The organism is Kribbella sp. NPDC049227 (genome assembly GCF_043197265.1).
GTDB lineage: Bacteria > Actinomycetota > Actinomycetes > Propionibacteriales > Kribbellaceae > Kribbella.
On record NZ_JBICST010000001.1, the window covers coordinates 878,791 to 894,465 of the forward strand.

The 15,675-nt window shown below is 68.4% G+C and carries 16 protein-coding genes, 2 tRNA genes and 1 pseudogene; 4 read left to right on the top strand and 15 right to left on the bottom strand.

Features of this window, described 5'->3' with window-relative positions; translation table 11 throughout:
- Window positions 1-36: 36 nt before the first annotated feature.
- From rpmG to ACGFH6_RS04455, 4 genes are all read right to left on the bottom strand, one after another.
- Window positions 37-204, bottom strand: a complete 168-nt coding sequence (rpmG, locus tag ACGFH6_RS04440) for a 50S ribosomal protein L33 (RefSeq protein ID WP_131361122.1) — start codon at window positions 202-204, stop codon at window positions 37-39.
- A gap of 62 nt (window positions 205-266) precedes the next feature.
- Window positions 267-340 (bottom strand) — tRNA-Met (locus ACGFH6_RS04445).
- A 50-nt stretch (window positions 341-390) separates the two neighbouring features.
- Window positions 391-463 (bottom strand) — tRNA-Thr (locus tag ACGFH6_RS04450).
- A gap of 128 nt (window positions 464-591) precedes the next feature.
- Complete coding sequence (locus ACGFH6_RS04455) at window positions 592-1,578, bottom strand: NAD-dependent epimerase/dehydratase family protein (RefSeq protein WP_393380399.1); 987 nt, start codon at window positions 1,576-1,578, stop codon at window positions 592-594.
- 336 nt (window positions 1,579-1,914) lie between these two features.
- On the opposite strand from ACGFH6_RS04455, the gene ACGFH6_RS04460 reads away from it, so the two are divergent.
- Window positions 1,915-2,781, top strand: coding sequence for a M23 family metallopeptidase (locus ACGFH6_RS04460; RefSeq protein WP_393380401.1), 867 nt, complete (start codon window positions 1,915-1,917; stop codon window positions 2,779-2,781).
- On the opposite strand, the gene ACGFH6_RS04465 is transcribed toward ACGFH6_RS04460, so the two are convergent.
- From ACGFH6_RS04465 to ACGFH6_RS04480, 4 genes and pseudogenes are all read right to left on the bottom strand, one after another.
- Entirely contained in the window at window positions 2,771-2,911 is a 141-nt protein-coding gene (locus tag ACGFH6_RS04465) for an alpha/beta fold hydrolase (protein WP_393380403.1), read from the bottom strand. The two genes, ACGFH6_RS04460 and ACGFH6_RS04465, sit on opposite strands and share 11 nt — an antisense overlap.
- A gap of 61 nt (window positions 2,912-2,972) precedes the next feature.
- A complete protein-coding gene (locus ACGFH6_RS04470; protein ID WP_393380405.1) occupies window positions 2,973-3,479 on the bottom strand; it encodes a GNAT family N-acetyltransferase in 507 nt (168 codons plus the stop codon).
- A 10-nt stretch (window positions 3,480-3,489) separates the two neighbouring features.
- Window positions 3,490-4,581 carry a sensor histidine kinase gene (locus ACGFH6_RS04475; RefSeq protein ID WP_393380407.1) on the bottom strand — a complete coding sequence of 364 codons (1,092 nt, stop codon included), beginning with the start codon at window positions 4,579-4,581 and terminating at the stop codon, window positions 3,490-3,492.
- Window positions 4,578-5,241: pseudogene (locus ACGFH6_RS04480) on the bottom strand (response regulator transcription factor). Before ACGFH6_RS04480 ends, ACGFH6_RS04475 begins: the two are co-directional and overlap by 4 nt.
- Window positions 5,242-5,329: 88 nt before the next feature.
- On the opposite strand from ACGFH6_RS04480, the gene ACGFH6_RS04485 reads away from it, so the two are divergent.
- On the top strand, window positions 5,330-5,941 hold the full coding sequence (locus tag ACGFH6_RS04485; RefSeq protein WP_393380409.1) for a M15 family metallopeptidase: 612 nt from the start codon (window positions 5,330-5,332) through the stop codon (window positions 5,939-5,941).
- Here ACGFH6_RS04485 and ACGFH6_RS04490 read toward each other — a convergent pair.
- Window positions 5,938-6,459 carry a GNAT family N-acetyltransferase gene (locus ACGFH6_RS04490; protein WP_393380411.1) on the bottom strand — a complete coding sequence of 174 codons (522 nt, stop codon included), beginning with the start codon at window positions 6,457-6,459 and terminating at the stop codon, window positions 5,938-5,940. The genes ACGFH6_RS04485 and ACGFH6_RS04490 overlap by 4 nt on opposite strands.
- Window positions 6,460-6,501: 42 nt before the next feature.
- On the opposite strand from ACGFH6_RS04490, the gene ACGFH6_RS04495 reads away from it, so the two are divergent.
- A complete protein-coding gene (locus ACGFH6_RS04495) occupies window positions 6,502-7,062 on the top strand; it encodes a helix-turn-helix domain-containing protein (protein WP_393380412.1) in 561 nt (186 codons plus the stop codon).
- Here the strand turns inward: ACGFH6_RS04495 and ACGFH6_RS04500 are convergent.
- Window positions 7,029-8,564 (bottom strand): FAD-dependent monooxygenase, encoded by a 1,536-nt coding sequence (locus tag ACGFH6_RS04500; protein ID WP_393380414.1) that lies wholly within the window; start codon window positions 8,562-8,564, stop codon window positions 7,029-7,031. The genes ACGFH6_RS04495 and ACGFH6_RS04500 overlap by 34 nt on opposite strands.
- 75 nt (window positions 8,565-8,639) lie before the next feature.
- Complete coding sequence (locus tag ACGFH6_RS04505; RefSeq protein WP_393380416.1) at window positions 8,640-9,254, bottom strand: TetR/AcrR family transcriptional regulator; 615 nt, start codon at window positions 9,252-9,254, stop codon at window positions 8,640-8,642.
- Window positions 9,255-9,357: 103 nt separating this feature from the next.
- On the opposite strand from ACGFH6_RS04505, the gene ACGFH6_RS04510 reads away from it, so the two are divergent.
- On the top strand, window positions 9,358-10,566 hold the full coding sequence (locus ACGFH6_RS04510; protein WP_393380417.1) for a TerC family protein: 1,209 nt from the start codon (window positions 9,358-9,360) through the stop codon (window positions 10,564-10,566).
- Here the strand turns inward: ACGFH6_RS04510 and ACGFH6_RS04515 are convergent.
- Genes ACGFH6_RS04515 through ACGFH6_RS04530 form a run of 4 tightly spaced genes read right to left on the bottom strand, consistent with a single transcriptional unit; the run spans window position 10,556 to window position 15,529 of the window.
- Window positions 10,556-11,386, bottom strand: coding sequence for a carbohydrate ABC transporter permease (locus tag ACGFH6_RS04515; protein WP_393380418.1), 831 nt, complete (start codon window positions 11,384-11,386; stop codon window positions 10,556-10,558). The genes ACGFH6_RS04510 and ACGFH6_RS04515 overlap by 11 nt on opposite strands.
- Window positions 11,387-11,388: 2 nt before the next feature.
- On the bottom strand, window positions 11,389-12,345 hold the full coding sequence (locus tag ACGFH6_RS04520; protein WP_393380420.1) for a carbohydrate ABC transporter permease: 957 nt from the start codon (window positions 12,343-12,345) through the stop codon (window positions 11,389-11,391).
- A complete protein-coding gene (locus ACGFH6_RS04525) occupies window positions 12,342-13,652 on the bottom strand; it encodes an extracellular solute-binding protein (RefSeq protein WP_393380422.1) in 1,311 nt (436 codons plus the stop codon). Before ACGFH6_RS04525 ends, ACGFH6_RS04520 begins: the two co-directional genes overlap by 4 nt.
- A gap of 2 nt (window positions 13,653-13,654) precedes the next feature.
- Window positions 13,655-15,529, bottom strand: a complete 1,875-nt coding sequence (locus tag ACGFH6_RS04530) for a glycoside hydrolase family 127 protein (RefSeq protein WP_393380423.1) — start codon at window positions 15,527-15,529, stop codon at window positions 13,655-13,657.
- Window positions 15,530-15,675: the final 146 nt, after the last annotated feature.

Genomic DNA, 15,675 nt, shown 5'->3' on the forward strand with positions numbered 1-15,675 from the left:
CGGTGTCCGAAGCGGCCCTCGCGAAGAAAGCTGAGGTCAGCGGGTCTCGCGGTGGTCCGTGTGGTCGTTGCAGCGCGCGCAGTACTTCTTCATCTCCAGACGATCCGGGTTGTTGCGCCGGTTCTTCTTGGTGATGTAGTTGCGCTCCTTGCAGACCGTGCACGCCAGCGTGATCTTCGGGCGGATGTCGGTTGACTTGGCCACTGCTGCCTCTTCTGATCAGGAGTCCGCAGCTTCCGCGCACTCTCGTAGTACTGGTCGGTGGGTAGCGGGGGCGGGAGTCGAACCCGCGACACCACGATTATGAGCCGTGTGCTCTAACCACCTGAGCTACCCCGCCGGGTGAGTTCGTCACCCCACCCGGCGGACCGGGTGAGATGCCGTGCTCAGAGCCCCTTTACGGAATCGAACCGTAGACCTTCTCCTTACCATGGAGACGCTCTGCCGACTGAGCTAAAGGGGCGGGCCGAGGAGAGAGATTACACGGTCCGCCGTCCCGATGTGAAATCGAGCCGGTCGCACCTTGCGGTCCCCTCTGTCCGACCCGGAAAGCATACCGGTTCCCGGCACCTGCTCTGACCAAATTTCCGCCTACGCGGACCCGGCAGCCGACTCAGCAGCGGACCCGGCAGCGGACTCGAGCGCGGCGTCGTCCGCCGAGAAGTCGTGCGAGCCGTCCGGCGGCGGGTTCTCCAGGTGCCAGCGGACCGAGGTCCGCAGCGTTCCGGCCGGGTCCGTCGGCTCCCAGCCGAGCATGGTGTGCGCCTTCCACGAATCCATCAGCAGGTGCTGGCTCAAGGTCCCGGTGAGCTCGAGATCCGCCGGCAGCAGGTCGTCACGGACCTTCACCAGCTCGACGTCCTGGGCATCAACCGCTTCCAGGATCTGCTCGGCCAGCAGTCCGTACGGCGCTGTCGTCGGCTCCACGATGTTGAAGGCCTCACCGCGCTGATCTCCCGCCAGGGCCAAGGAGACCGCCGCGGCGACGTCACCGACGTACACACGACTGAAGAGGAACTGCCCCGACCCGATCGGGATCCGCCGGCGACCGGCCCGGACCCGGCGCAGGACGAACTCGAACCGCCGCTGATAGTCGTGCTCCCCGTAGACGGCACCCAGTCGCAGCACGGTCGCACCGCGCGGCAGGTACCTCTCTTCCATCTCGAGGTTCTCGTACTGCGGTCCGTCGACGAAGCGCCGCGTCCGCAGCGGCGACCACTCACTCAAGGGCACCGCATCGGTGTTCCGGCCCGAATGCAGGGCGTCGTACGCGCGGTAGACGTCGCAACTGGAGATCGCCACCAGCTTCACCGACTCCCCGACCGCACCCAGCGCCGCGTCGGCCGCCGCCGCATTCATCCCGGATACGTCGACCAGTGCCTCGGGGTCGAACGGCTTCAGCGCCGCCGCCAACGCCGCACCGTCGTGTCGGTCCACGTGCGCGTGCTCGGCTTCGGGCAGCCCGGTGGGCTCATGCTCCCCGCGATGCACCACCAGAAGCGTGTGCCCGTCCGCCGCCAACTGCTCCGTCACTGCCCGTCCGATGAATCGGGTACCACCCAAGATCGCGATCCGCATGACATCAGTCCTACCCGCCGATCCGGGCCCGCGCAGCCTCCGTCTGCGACCAGCAGACACCTGCGCAACGGCGGCTTATACCGGTCCAGAAGGTCTGCTCAGCGCCATTTCGTGCGTGATCCGCATCACGGTGAAAACTCTTCACTTTCGCCGGGTTCGCACGCCTGAGCGCACACAAGGCGGAGAGAGCCGATCACGGTGCGTCGCGAAAATTCCGTGATCTCGTCGCGCTGTGCGTTTGAGGCTGTTGAGAGGCGCTCGTTATGGTCGATGGGCCGTCACCCCCTCAGGCGGCGCACCCTCCCCTGGAAGGCCCCCGTGTCCCACCACCATGACGTGCCGGAGGCAGAACGGCCGGCACCACGACGCCTGGCCACTGCGCGCCGGGTGGCCAAGCATCGCTTGTCCCGTCGGAACATCGGCCGCCGCGGCCAGCTGATCGGCCTGACCGCCGCTCTCGCCGCCGCAGCCGGAACGACCGCGGTCGGCGTCTCGTCGTCCGCGACCGGGCCCGCCCCGACCAGCACCGGCCTGAGCCCCTCACAGGCCGACGCTCTCACCGCGGCCCGGATCGATCGGCGCGACCTCGGCTCGCGCGATGCGTCCCGCATCGACCTGTCGCTGGCGGCCACCCGCAAGGCAGCGGCCGACAAGGCCGCGAAGCAGCGGGCCGCTCGGCTGGCCGCGAACGCGACCCTGACCGAACGCCGGGCGTTGGCGCTGGCCTCCGCGAAGGCCGCCGCCGCGCGCAAGGCCGCCGCTCTCGCCAAGGCCAAGGCGGCCGCCGCGAAGGCGAAGGCCGCCCCGAAGGTCGTCCTGCCGACCACCGGCTACCACCTGACCGCGCGCTTCGACCAGGCCGGCGGCCGCTGGGCCCACAACCACACCGGTCTGGACTTCGCCGCCCCGATGGGTACGCCGGTCCGCTCGGTGATGGCCGGAGAGGTCATCCAGGCCGACTACGAAGGCGCGTACGGACGCCAGGTGAAGGTCCGGCACGCCGACGGCACGGTCACGTCGTACAGCCACATGTCGGAGTTCGACGTCTCGGTCGGCGACTCCGTGTCGGCCGGTAGCAAGGTCGGCGCCATCGGCATGACCGGCAACACCACCGGCCCGCACGTCCACTTCGAGGTCCTGCCCGGTGGCGGTTCCCCGATCAACCCGGAGCCGTGGCTCCGGGAGCACGGCGTCAACCCGTAGTTCCGAGGAACCTCACCACCGTGCTCACGAAGCCCTCGGCATCGTCGAGCCACGGATGGTGGGCGACTCCCGGCAGGATCACGAGCTGAGCCTGCGGGAAGACTCCGGCGAAGTGCCCGAGCAGCGTCATCCGCTCCAGGATCAAGTGCGATAGGCCAGCTGGGCTCCGTCGGGTGCAGCGAAGGGGGGCATCAGAGCATCTTCGCCATGTCGAGGGCGTCGATGTAGGTGCCCTCGATGAGGAACTCCTTGGGGTGGGTGCCTTCGACCACGTAGCCGTGACGTTCGTAGAGGCGACGGGCGATGGCGTTGGTGCTGTGGACGTGCAGGGTGATCTTGCGGGCGCCGCGGAGGCGTCCTTCGGCGGCGGCCGCTTCGAGCAGGGCCGATGCGACGCCGCGGCTGCGAGCGCTCTGGGCGACGGCGAGGCCGTTGACAGCAAGGACACCGGCGCCCTCCGGAAAGGTGTACTTGTCCTGCAATCGCAGATAGCCGACGACCTGTCCGTCGTACTCGGCGACCAGATGCGCCTCCGGACCGCTTCGTTCGAAGAAACTCTCGCGGACGGCTTCCTGGTACGACGGGAAGCCGGACGAGGCGTCCCACGAGGTGCGGTCGATCTCGAGCAGGACCGTGTCGTCGGACTCGACGGCGCGGCGGACAGTCACTTCGGGTTCGGGCAGGCGTTCGTCACTCACCGGACCATCCTCACCCGCCGACGAGGTCAGCCTCCGGCAGGGTGACGGTGACGGTCAGCCCGCCGTCCGGGTTCGGCACCAGGTCGAGCCGGCCGTGATGGGTCTCGACGATCCGCGCGACCAGTGCGAGCCCGAGTCCGTGGCCGGCGCCGTACCGGTCCTTGGCGAACGGTTCAGCGAACGTGCGGACCTGGTCCGGGTCGAGGACCGTTCCGGTGTTCCGTACGACGACCTGCCCGGCACGGACCGTGATCCGTGCCGAACCGCCGGTAGCGAGGTTGTACCGGATCGCGTTCTGCACCAGGTTCGTGACCAGCTGGTGCAGCAGGATCTCGTTGCCCTCGACAACCGACTCGCCGAGGTCGGCGCCGAGCGCGACCCCGGCCGCGTGTGCCTCCGCCTCCAGCGCCGGCAGCGCGGTCCGAACCACTGCCGCGACGTCCAGCGCATCGAGCTCGACCGTCCGGTTGTTCAGCGCCGCCAGGCTCAGCAACGCCTCGACGATGTCGATACCGCGCTGGTTCGTCTCCGCCAGCCGCTTGACCAACTCGGGCACGTCCTGATGATCCGGATCGGCCTGCGCGACGTCCAGCATCGTCTTCATCACCGCATGCGGTGTTCGCAGCTCATGCGATGCGTTGGCAGCGAACCGCCGGTACTGCTCGAACGAGCGCTGCAGGCGCTCCAGCATCGCGTCGAAGGTGTCGGACAGGTCGGTGAACTCGTCCCGGATCCCGGTCAGCCCGATCCGATGGTCCAGCGAACCGCTCGCCGCCTTCCGGGCCGCGGCCGTGATCTCCTGGAGCGGCCGCAGCATCCAGCCGGCCAAGAACCACCCGCCGACCAGCCCGACGATCGCCAGGAACCCGAGCGCGTACGCCGACAGCTTCACGATCAGGTCGAGAATGTCGGCGCGGGTCGGGACCGGCCCCTGGTCGCGTGGGTTCGCCGCGGTCAGCGGATAGTTCGGGAACAGCCGGATCACCGCGTAGACGATGAACGCCACCACGCCGCCGGCGACGACCAGCAGGCCCGCGTAGCTGAGGGTCAGGCGCAACCGCACCGTCAGTCGGGGTCGCGAGGTGATCAGGGCTTCGCTCACGACTCACCGATCCGGTAGCCGACTCCGGGCACGGTGTGGATCACCCACGGATCACCGAGCCGTTTCCGTAGCGCGGAGATCGTGATCCGGACCGCGTTGCTGAACGGGTCCGCGTTCTCGTCCCAGGCCTTCTCCAGCAGCGTTTCCGCGCTGATCACGCCACCGCGTGCGGCCATCAGCACCTCCAGGACGGCGAACTGTTTCCGCGGGAGCCTCACGTAGCGCCCGAACCGGTACACCTCCCGCCGGTACGGATCCAGCCGCACCCCGGCGTACTCGATCACGGTGGGCGTGGTCGCGGCCGGGCGGGGTTACCAGGGCACGCAGCCGGACCACGAGCTCGCGCAGTTCGAACGGCTTGGTCAGGTAGTCGTCGGCGCCGAGCTCGAAGCCGGCCACCTTGTCGTCGAGATCACCGGCCGCGGTCAGCATCAGCACCCGGCAACCGATGCCGTCCGCAACGATCTGCCGGCACACCTCGTCGCCACTCGGGCCGGGGATGTCGCGGTCCAGCACCACCACGTCGTACGCGTTGACCGCGAGCGCATCGAGCGCGGCACGCCCGTCGAAGGCGAGGTCGGCCGCGATCGCCTCCAGCCGCAGGCCGGCCCGGATCGCCTCGGCGAGATAGACCTCGTCCTCGACGACCAGCACCCGCATACCGCCCATTGAACCAGGCCGGACGTATCGAAAACGTATGCCGGAACGCAGACGCTGCGGCAACATCGGCTGAGTTGGACTGGTGGCCATGCTGACCGATCAACTCGTTGCCACCCGCAAACGCGAACGCCGACTGTCAGCCCTGGGCCGCCCGGCGGTCGTTGCCGCGGTCATCAGTCTCACCCTGTCGGCCTGTACGGCGGTGTCCGCCGAGGACGACCCGTCACCGTCGACGGCCGGTGCACCGTCGTCGTCGAAGAGCGGTCCGCCCGGCGCCGCGGACGGCGTACTGCCGGACCACACCTCGGCCTTCGACACCAGCCTGCCCGGTGTCGCGAACCTCGATCCCGCCCTGCGCAAGGCGGTCCAGCAGGCCGAGCGGGCGATGAAGGAGAAGGGCATCACCCTGCAGGTGACCACGGGCTGGCGGAGCAAGAAGTACCAGCAAGAGCTGCTGGACAAGGCGATCCGCAAGTACGGCAGCAAGAAGAAGGCGCTGGAGTTCGTCGCCGAACCGGACGAGTCCCACCATGTCACCGGCCACGCGGTCGACATCGGACCGACCGACGCGGACGACTGGCTGATCCGCAAGGGCGCGCAGTTCGGTCTCTGTCAGACGCTGTCCAACGAGATGTGGCACTTCGAGCTCGTCACGACCCCGGGCGGCACCTGCCCGCCGATGACGGACCCGACGAACTAGCGGGTCTCCGCCGGCGGGTCCGGCAGTACGGCCAGGGGACGCTGCCGCCAGTGCACGTCGTGCCAGCCGCCGAGCTTCCAGCCGATCCGCCGATAGGTACCGATCTCTTCGAAGCCCATGGCCTTGTGCAGTCCGACGCTGGCGTCGTTCGGCAGCGTCATCCCCGCGACCGCCGTCCGGTATCCACGCTCGGTCAGCCGCTCGAACAACGCTTCGTAGAGCGCTCGGCCGCCACCCGTCCGGCGCCGGCCGAGGTCGAGGTAGACGCTCACCTCGCAGGACCAGCGGTAGGCCGCGCGCGGCTTCATCGGACCGGCGTACGCGTACCCGACCACGTGACCTTCGTCCTCGAGCACCAGCCAGGCGTGGGTCGCCTGTGCCCTCGCGATCCGGTCGGCCATGTCCGCCGCCGTCGGCGGTTCGGTCTCGAAGGTGATGGCGGTGTCGGTGACGTACGGCGTGTAGATCGCCGCACAGGCAGGGCCGTCGAGCTCGGAGGCGTCTCTGATCTTTGGCATGTCACGATAGTAGCCACAACTGCCGCTATAGTGGCAAATGTGATGGACCAACTCTCCGCTTCGCTCGCCGCGACCGTGCAGGCTGCCCGGGTCGCGCAGGACCTGTCCGTGAACGCGCTGGCCGATCGATCCGGGGTGTCCCGCGCGATGATCGGCAAGATCGAGCGCGGCGAGGCCCAGCCGACCGCGGTCCTGCTCGGCCGGCTGTCCGGCGCCCTCGGTATGACGCTGTCCGAGCTGGTCGCGCGCGCCGAGAACACCGGCGACCTGCTCCGCCGCGCTGCCGACCAACCGGTCTGGACGGATCCGATGACCGGGTACCGCCGCCGCGCGGTGTCACCGATCACCGACGGCCCACTCGAGCTGGTGGAGGTCGAGCTGCCGCCCGGCGCCTCGGTCTCGTATCCGGCCGACGCCTACATCTTCAAGTACCAGCAACTCTGGATCCTCGACGGCCACCTCCGCTTCCACGAAGGCCCGATGATCCACGACCTGCACACCGGCGACTGCCTCCAGCTCGGGCCGCCGACGCCGACCAAGTTCCACAACCCGGCGACGGATCCCTGCCGCTATCTGGTCGCGCTGGTCAAGGGCCGCTCCTGATCCACGCGTACGCCGAACCACCGGGCCAGCGCCGTACGCAGACCCTCCTGCTCCGCGGCACCGTCGTGATCTGCGGCCCAGGCGACGTACCCGTCCGGCCTGATCAGCACGGCGATCGGCGACTCACCGCGACCGGTGACGACCTCGATCCGATCCGTGCTCACCGTCGCGGCGAATGACGCATCATCGGTGAGGTCGAGCAACAGCGGACGACCGGTCCGGGTCAGCTCGGCAAGCCGAGTGCCATCCACCTGCAGATCCGGCGCCCACCGGCCGATCAGTGGATGCGGCCCATCGTGGTAGCGGATGTCCGCGCCGGTGATCAGGTCCGCGATTCGCTGAACGTTCCGCGGCTCGGACAACAGCTCGCCGAACAGCTCCCGCAACGCGGTCACTTCGTTGCCCGGGGCAATCAGCGCGGACTGTGCCTGCGTGTGCATGACCACCCGCTGGCCGACCGGCCGACGTTCCGACTCGTAGGTGTCGAGCAGTCCGTCAGGCGCCCAGCCCTGCAGCTCGGCGGCGAGCTTCCAGCCCAGGTTGATCGTGTCCTGCAGGCCGAGGTTCAGCCCAGGTCCGCCGATCGCCGAGTGCACATGGGCGGCATCCCCGACCAGCAGCACGCGGCCCTCGCGGAACCTGTCGGCGAGCCGGCTGTTCCCACCGGTGACCCGCCGCAGCAAATGCGGACCGTCACCCTCCGGCGGGGTCAAGGGCAGGTGTACGCCGAGCACCCGGTCGACACTCTCCTGCAACTCCTCGAACGTCATCTCACCGTCCGGGGCGTCGTCCCACTCGCCGGTGCTGATCGTGGGCAGCCGGTCGGCGAACGGCGCGTACACGAACAGTCCGCGCTCGTTGCGGTGATGCATGAACGGCGCGATCACGCCGTACCCGGGGATCGTCAGTACGCCGGTGGCCGCGTCGACGTACTCCGATGGCACGAAGGCGTTCGCCGTACGGGAGACCATGGCGTCGTGGGTGACGCCGAGGAAGTCGATGCCGGCGAGCTTGCGGGTGAGGCTGTGGCCGCCGTCGGCGCCGACGAGGTAGCGGGTGCGCAGTTCGTAGCTGCCGTCCGGGCCGTCGACCGTGACCGTGACCGCGTCCGGGTCCTGGCTCAGACCGGTGAGCTCGTGACCGCGGCGGATCTCGGCGCCGAGTTCCAGAGCGCGCTCCTGCAGGACTTCCTCGATCCGCCGTTGCGGGACCGACAACAGGTAGACGGGGTTGTCGTCGAGCTGGCTGAGGTACAGCGGCATCGCGGCGAACACGTAGCCCGGTTGCGGTTCCGGCGGGCCGGGCCGACCGCTGAGGCGCTCGTACAGGCCGCGACGGTCGAGCATCCGCACGACCTGGCCGACCAGTCCGTTGGCCCGCGGCACTTCACTGCGTTCGGGCAGACGCTCCAGCACGATCGGCCGGACTCCCGCCAGCCGCAGTTCGGAGGCGAGCATGAGGCCGTTCGGTCCGGCCCCGGCGATGACGACATCGACATCCATGACAGGTGTCCTTCCAAGGAAAGTTGGCGTGACTGACCGCCCCGGCGGCGCCGGGGTCTTCGTGAGGTGTGGCTTCTAGTGCTGTTCGGGTTCGGGGAGACCTGCGCTGACCAGGTCGAGGGCCTCCGACAGGAGGTCGGCCATCGACCGCGGCGGATCGGCGCGCAGCCATTCGGCTATGGCCGCCGCCCGGGCTGACCCGACGACTTCGGCGACCAGGCGGGGATACAAGCCGTGCGTCCCGGTCCGGTCCGCGACCGCGTTGGCGAACTCCGCACTCGCCGCGGCGTACGCCCGCGCCAGCTCACCCTGTAACGACGGCTCGGTCACCATCAGCCGGATCCCGGCCAGCCACCGCTCGTCCGGTGGCTGCACGCCGCCGTGACCCGTCTCGCCGAGCGCGAACTCCGATCCGATCGACGCCCGGATCGCGGTCCACAGCTGCTCGTCGGCCGGCCGGGCGCGCAGCTCGTCGGCGATCCGCAGGCTCCGGTCGACCTCCCGGGCCGCGATCGCCTCAGCCTTGCTGGAGAAGTAGTTCCGGAACGTCCGCAGCGAGACCCCGGCCTCGGCCGCGATGTCCTCGATCTTCACGTTGGCCAGGCCCCGCTCGACCGTCAGCCGCACGGCCGCCCAGCTCAACGCGATCCGCGTCTCCTGCTTCTTCCGCTCCCGCAACCCTTCGGCCATGTGCTCGACGGTAGCAAAGTTTGCCGAAAGTGCAAAGATGCCTTTTAGGCGAATTTCTCGAGGGGTTGTTCAGAGGCGGACCGGCCGTGGTTGGGTTGGGCCCATGGCCGTGTCCCCGGTGGTCTGGGTGCTGACCCTGCTCGGCATCGTCGCGCTGTTGCTGTTCGACTACTTCTTCCACGTCCGGTCCGCGCATGTGCCGACGCTGCGGGAGGCCGCGATCTGGTCCACCGTGTACGTCGGCATCGCCGTACTGTTCGGCCTCGGGACGTTCGTCCTCGGCGGTACGGCGATGGGCTCGGAGTACTTCGCCGGGTACATCACCGAGAAGGCGCTGTCGGTCGACAACCTGTTCGTGTTCCTGATCATCATGACCAGCTTCCGGGTGCCGCGGGAGAACCAGCAGAAGGTGCTGCTGGTCGGGATCGTGGTCTCGCTGATCGCCCGCGCCGGGTTCATCTTCGTCGGGTCGGCGCTGCTGAACTCGTTCGCCTGGGTGTTCTACCTGTTCGGGATCGCGCTGCTGGTGACCGCCGGCAACATGCTCAAACCGGAGACCGAGGAGTCGCACTCGGCCCAGAACATCGTGGTCCGGCTGAGCCGGAAACTGTTCCGCACCAGCGAGGAGTACGACGGCGACCGGCTGACCACCGTGGTCGACGGGCGCCGGATGATGACGCCGATGCTGCTGGTGATGCTGGCGATCGGCGGCACCGACCTGATGTTCGCGCTGGACTCGATCCCGGCCATCTTCGGCCTGACCCAGAACGTGTTCGTGGTGTTCACCGCGACCGCGTTCAGCCTGCTCGGCCTGCGGCAGTTGTACTTCCTGCTGGACGGGCTGCTGGACCGGCTGATCTACCTGTCCTTCGGGCTGGCCGCGATCCTCGCGTTCATCGGCGCCAAGCTGATCCTGCACGCGCTGCACGAGAACAACCTGCCGTTCGTGAACGGCGGCGACCACGTCGAGGTGGTCGAGATCAGCACCGGCCTGTCCCTGGTCGTCATCCTGGCGGTCCTGCTGATCACGATCCTCGCGTCCCTGTTCAGCACCCGCGGCCGGACCCAGACCGCGATGGCCCACATCCGCCGCGACGCGACCGCCTATCTGGACGCGGAGTACACCGAGGACCCCGCCGAACGAGAGCGGATCTTCCAGCGGCTGCTCAGGGCCCGCGACCACATCACCGCCCTAGGGCCGCAGGCCAAGCAGCAGGTCCGCAACGAGACCGAACTGATGGCGCTGTGCCGCGAGGTGGCCGACGCCCACGCCGCCGCCCACCCCGACCACAAGATCCGCCCTAGCCTTTGACGGCTCCGGAGGCCAGGCCGGTGACGTAGAAGCGTTGGAGGGCGACGTACAGGACGACGCACGGGATCATGGCGATGACGGAGCCTGCGACGAGGGAGCCGAAGTTGACTTCGCCGTACGCGCCGGCCTGGACGTTCACCAGCGCGACCGGCAGCGTGTAGAGCTCGTCCTTGGTGAGGAAGGTCAAGGCACCTAGGAACTCGGTCCAGGCAGCCAGGAAGGCATAGAGCGCGACCGTCGCGGCTCCTGGTGTGATGAGCGGTCGCAGGACCGATCCGATCATGCGGAGGGTGCCGCAGCCGTCGACGTGAGCCGAGTCCTCCAGCTCGACCGGCACCGAGGCGAACGAGTTGCGCATCACGAAGACGCCGAACGGCAGGTTGACCGTGGTGTAGAACAGCACCAGCCCGAGCAGGCTGTCGGTCAGCCGCAGGACGTTCATCTCCAGGTACAGCGGGGTCAGGATCGCCTGGAACGGGATCATCATCGACACCACCACCAGCGCGAACAACAACGGCCCACTGCGGAAGCGGAACCGCGCGAACCCGTACCCGGCCAAGGTCGCCAGTACGGCGGTCAGCACCGCCGTACTCAAGGCGACGACCAGACTGTTCCCGACGGACCGGATCAGATTGCCCGGTCCTTCGATCAGGGTCCGGAAGTTGTCCCAGGTCAGGTGGAAGAACGTCGACGCGTCCGGCGCCGCGACGATCACGTCGTTCGGCTGCACCGACCGGAAGAGGGCCCACAGCAACGGTACGGCGAAGACCAGGAAGGCGCCGCCACCGCCGACGACGTACAGCGTGTTCTTGAGTCTCATCGTCAGTCCTTCTCCCGGAGCAGCCAGAACTGGGCCGCGGTGACGAGTCCGACCACGATCACCAGCACGATCGACAGCGCGGTCGCGGCACCGAGCTGTAGCTGGACGAAGGCGCGGTTGTAGATGTACTGGACGACAGTGGTGGTGTCCGTACCCGGCCCGCCGCGGGTCAGGATGTAGAACTGCGTGAACGCGAGCAGCGAGCCGACCACCGAGATGATCACGCACATCGCGATCGTCCGGCGCAGCACCGGGATGGTGATCTCGCGCTCCTGCTGCCACCAGGTCGCGCCGTCGAGTTCGGAGGACTCGTAGAACTCGCGCGGGATCGCCTGCATGCCGGCCATCAGCAGCATCATGGTCAGGCCGCTGACACCCCAGATCACCAGTACGCAGATCAGTCCGGTCGCGAGCGGCCCGTCCACCAGCCAGGCCGTCGTACCGTCGGTGATGCCGAGCTTGCGGAGCACGATGTTGATCGCGCCGCTGTCCGGCTGAGCCTCCAGCACAGTGACGAAGCTCAACGTCGAGAGGCCGACGACGAACGGTAGGAAGAAGACCGTCCGCAACAACGTCGCGCCGCGGCGCTTGCGTCGTACCAGGACCGCGAGCGCGTACCCGAGCACGAGAATCGGCCCGGTCACGATGACCGTGTACAACAAGGTGTAGAGGACCGACTTGGCGAACGCCGCATCGGAGGCGATCGCGGCGTAGTTCTTCAGCCCACTGAACTTCACCGTCCCGATCAGCGGCCAGTTGGTCAGCGAGATCACCACGGCGAAGGCCAGCGGCACCAGCACGAAGACCCCGACGAACAGTACGGCGGGCGTCACCAGGAGCAAGCCGGTCCGGGCTGGATGGGTGAGTGAACCGCGCCCGGCCCGTCGTCCGGCCGACGCCGCCTTGCGTGAGCCCGAGTCGAGCCGGTGCGTACGACGGGTTCCGACGTCCGTACTCATGCTTGTCCCTGGGACAGGATCCGGTCGTAGTTCTGCTGTGCTTCCTTCATGGCGGCCTCCAGCTCGCCGTCGAACACGGCCCGGCGGAACATCTGCAGCCATGGACCGTCCGGCTGGTTGTAGAGCAGGTTGTAGGACAGCGTGGTCGGCGCGTAGCCCTCCGAGATGCGCTCCAGCGGCAGCGTCGCGAGCGGGTACTTCTTCGCGAACTCCGTCGTTCTCGCATCCGACCGGACCGGCGTGTAACCGCCCGCCGGCAGGTCGATCTGTTGCGGCAGGTCCAGCGCGAACCGAACGAACTCCCACGCCCCGGACGCGTTCTTCGCGCCGCGCGGGATGCACATGTTGTCGCCGCCGTCGAAGAACGCCGAGCCCCCGTCCGGCCCGGACAGCAGCCGGGGCGTGACCTTCTGGTGGAACTTGGCGTCCGACGCGGACACGACCACGCTGTAGTTCGACGGGAAGATGCCGACCTTGCCGGCCCGGAAGTCGCTGCCCCAGCGGGACGCGTCGTCGGAGAAGTTCGCTCGCGGCACCAGCCCGTCGACCCACAGCTGCCGGTGCAGCTCGAGCATCCGCTGGACCACGTCGTTGCCGACGATGTTGCCGGACTGCTCGCCGATCGTGCCTTTGATCAGATCGGTGTCCGCCGCCCAGATCATCGGCTGTACGACGAACCCGAGGGCCCCCGGACTGTTCGCCGGGAAGCTCCAGGCGTAGATGTCGTCGCCCAGCTTGCGCAGCTTCCGGGCCGCGTCCAGCAGATTGTCGAAGGACTTGATCGCCTCGTCCGGGTCGACCTCCGCGCGGTCGCACAGCTCGGTGTTGAACCAGAACATCGAGTTGTCGGCCAGGTACGGGACTCCGAACACCCGGTCGCCCTTGGTCGCGAGCCGGAGGTGGCCCGGGCTGATCTTGTCCCGGAAGTCCAGCGCCTGCAGCGGTTCGGTCAGGTCGGTGAACGCATCGCGGTAGATGAACAGCATCGAGTTGATGTCGTCGATGTCGACCAGGTCCGGCACGCCCCGGCCGCGGATCGCGGTGGCCAGCTTGGTCACGTACTGCGCGTCCAGCACCGGCGTCAGCTCGACGGTGAGCCGTTGCTGGGACGCGTTGAACTTCTTCACCAGGTCGGTCAGGCCGGTCTGCGTCGCCGCCCGGCACCACACCTGCACGGTGCCGGTGGCTTCCTGCCCGAACCCGGCCGCTTGCACGTCGGGTTCGGGCAGGACAGAGCTGCAGCCCGGCACGGCGCCGGCCGCGGCTGTCGCCGCCGTCAGACCGAGGAACTTCCGCCGGGTGAACACGATCAGGCCCTGGGCAGCCAGACGCGCATGGCACCGATCTCACGGTTGGCCCACGCGTAGTACGGAACTGCGACCACGTCGACCTCGTCGGCGACCCCGTCCGCGCTGTCCGTCGCGAACGGCCAGACGGCGTCGCGATGACCGGCGCCAGCTCGCCCGCGCGTCCTCAGCACGGTGACGCCGTCGAGCAACTGATCATCGTGGCTTGCAGCTACTGATGCCCCAGGCAACAGATGGAGATCGTCGACATCGGCCTGCTGGTCGGCCTGCTCGACCGCGTAGACGAGCGGACCGCGTTCCAACGCTACGCAGCCGCGCACAGCGTCGACGCGCGGGTCTGCACCGACGACGCGGGTTGCCATCGGCAACTTCAGCTCGATCACTTCACCAGCAGCCGCATCCACGCGTGCGTAGCCGGCGGCATCCACCGGCTTGCCGTTGACGGTCGCTCCCTCCGCCCACGCCGGGATCCGCAGTTCCACCGCGATCGGACCACTGGCCGTGATCCCGACCGCGCCGTCCCACGGGTACGCCGTGTCGACGGTCAGCGTGACATCGCCGGCGGTGAGCGTGCCGGCGGCGTACTGGTGGATCTGGATGGTGCCGTCACTGGTGCTCGCGAGGTAGCCGTCGAGGCTGGCCAGCGTGCGCATGATGTTCGGCGGGCAGCACGCACAGTCGAACCATCCGCGCCGACCGTGCGCCGGGCTGCGGCCGTTGTCCGCGTGCGCCCCGCCGCGCAGCTGCAGCGCGTTGACATAGAAGTACTCGGTCCCGGCGAGCGACACCCCGGCCAGGAATCCGTTGTAGAGCATCCGCTCGATCGCATCGGCGTACGACGCATCTCCGGTGGCGAGCAGCATCCGCCACGCCCACTGGATCCCACCGATCGCCGCACAGGTCTCGGCGTACGCGCGGTCCGAGGGCAGCTCGTACTCGTCGCCGAACGCCTCACCCTCCCAGCGCGCGCCCAGCCCGCCGGTGACGTACGTCTTCGTCGACCACATGTGCGCGAACTGCCGCTTGAGCGACTCGAGCAACTCGGTGTCGCCGGTCTCGACCGCGACATCGGTCGCCCCGGCGGCGAGGTAGACCGCGCGGACCGAGTGACCTTCGACAGTGGTTGCCTCGCGCACCGGGACACGGTCGGAGAAGTACGCCGGCTCGTGGCCGTGGTTCCTGATGATCCCGTGGCCGCGGGCGTCGACGAACCACCGGGCGAGGTCGAGGTAAGCCGTCGTCCCCGTCTCCCGATACAGCTCGACGAGGGCCATCTCGATCACCGGGTGGCCGTCCACGTCCACGGTCTTGCCGTCGCCGAACGTCGCCACCAGATGGTCGGCGAGCTTGATCGCCACCTCGAGCAGTTCACGGTCGCCGGTGCAGCGGACCTGCGCGACGGCGGCCTGAATGAGGTGACCGGCGCAGTAGTGCTCGTGGCTCCAGACGAGTTGCTTGTAGCGGCCCTCGTCGCCGTACCGGAGCTGGACGACCGAGTCGAGATAACCGTCCTCGCGCTGAGCCGCGGCCACGATCGCGGTGAGGTCGCGCTGGCGCTGCAGCAATTCCTCGCTCGGGTTGCGTCCGTACTCCCAGGCGGCGGCCTCGAGCCACTTGTAGACGTCGGAGTCGGCGAACACCGGGCCGATCGCCTCGCCCTCGCCGATGCCGGCCGCGAGCCGGAGGTTCTGCAGGTTGCCGGCCTTCTCCAGTTGGTCCTGGCCGCTGGGGATGGCGCTGTCGCCGTTGCGCTGCTGGCGCGGCGACCAGAAGCCGCCGGTGATCTTCGCGTCGGCGAGGCCGACGGGGCGCCATCGGCCGCGGGTACCGGCGGCGGGGCTGCGGGAGCTGTCGACTGCGTCCGGGGTAGCGCTCATAGGGCGTGACTCCTGGGAGGCTGGGAGGGCTTCTCGGAAAATCCAGAATACGTTTTCCTTGATGAAGCTAGAGAGCTTCGGCAGCCTGGTCAACCCATCGGACCTGGCGAAATCCGGTCACGCCGAGCTTCATGAGGTACTGTTTC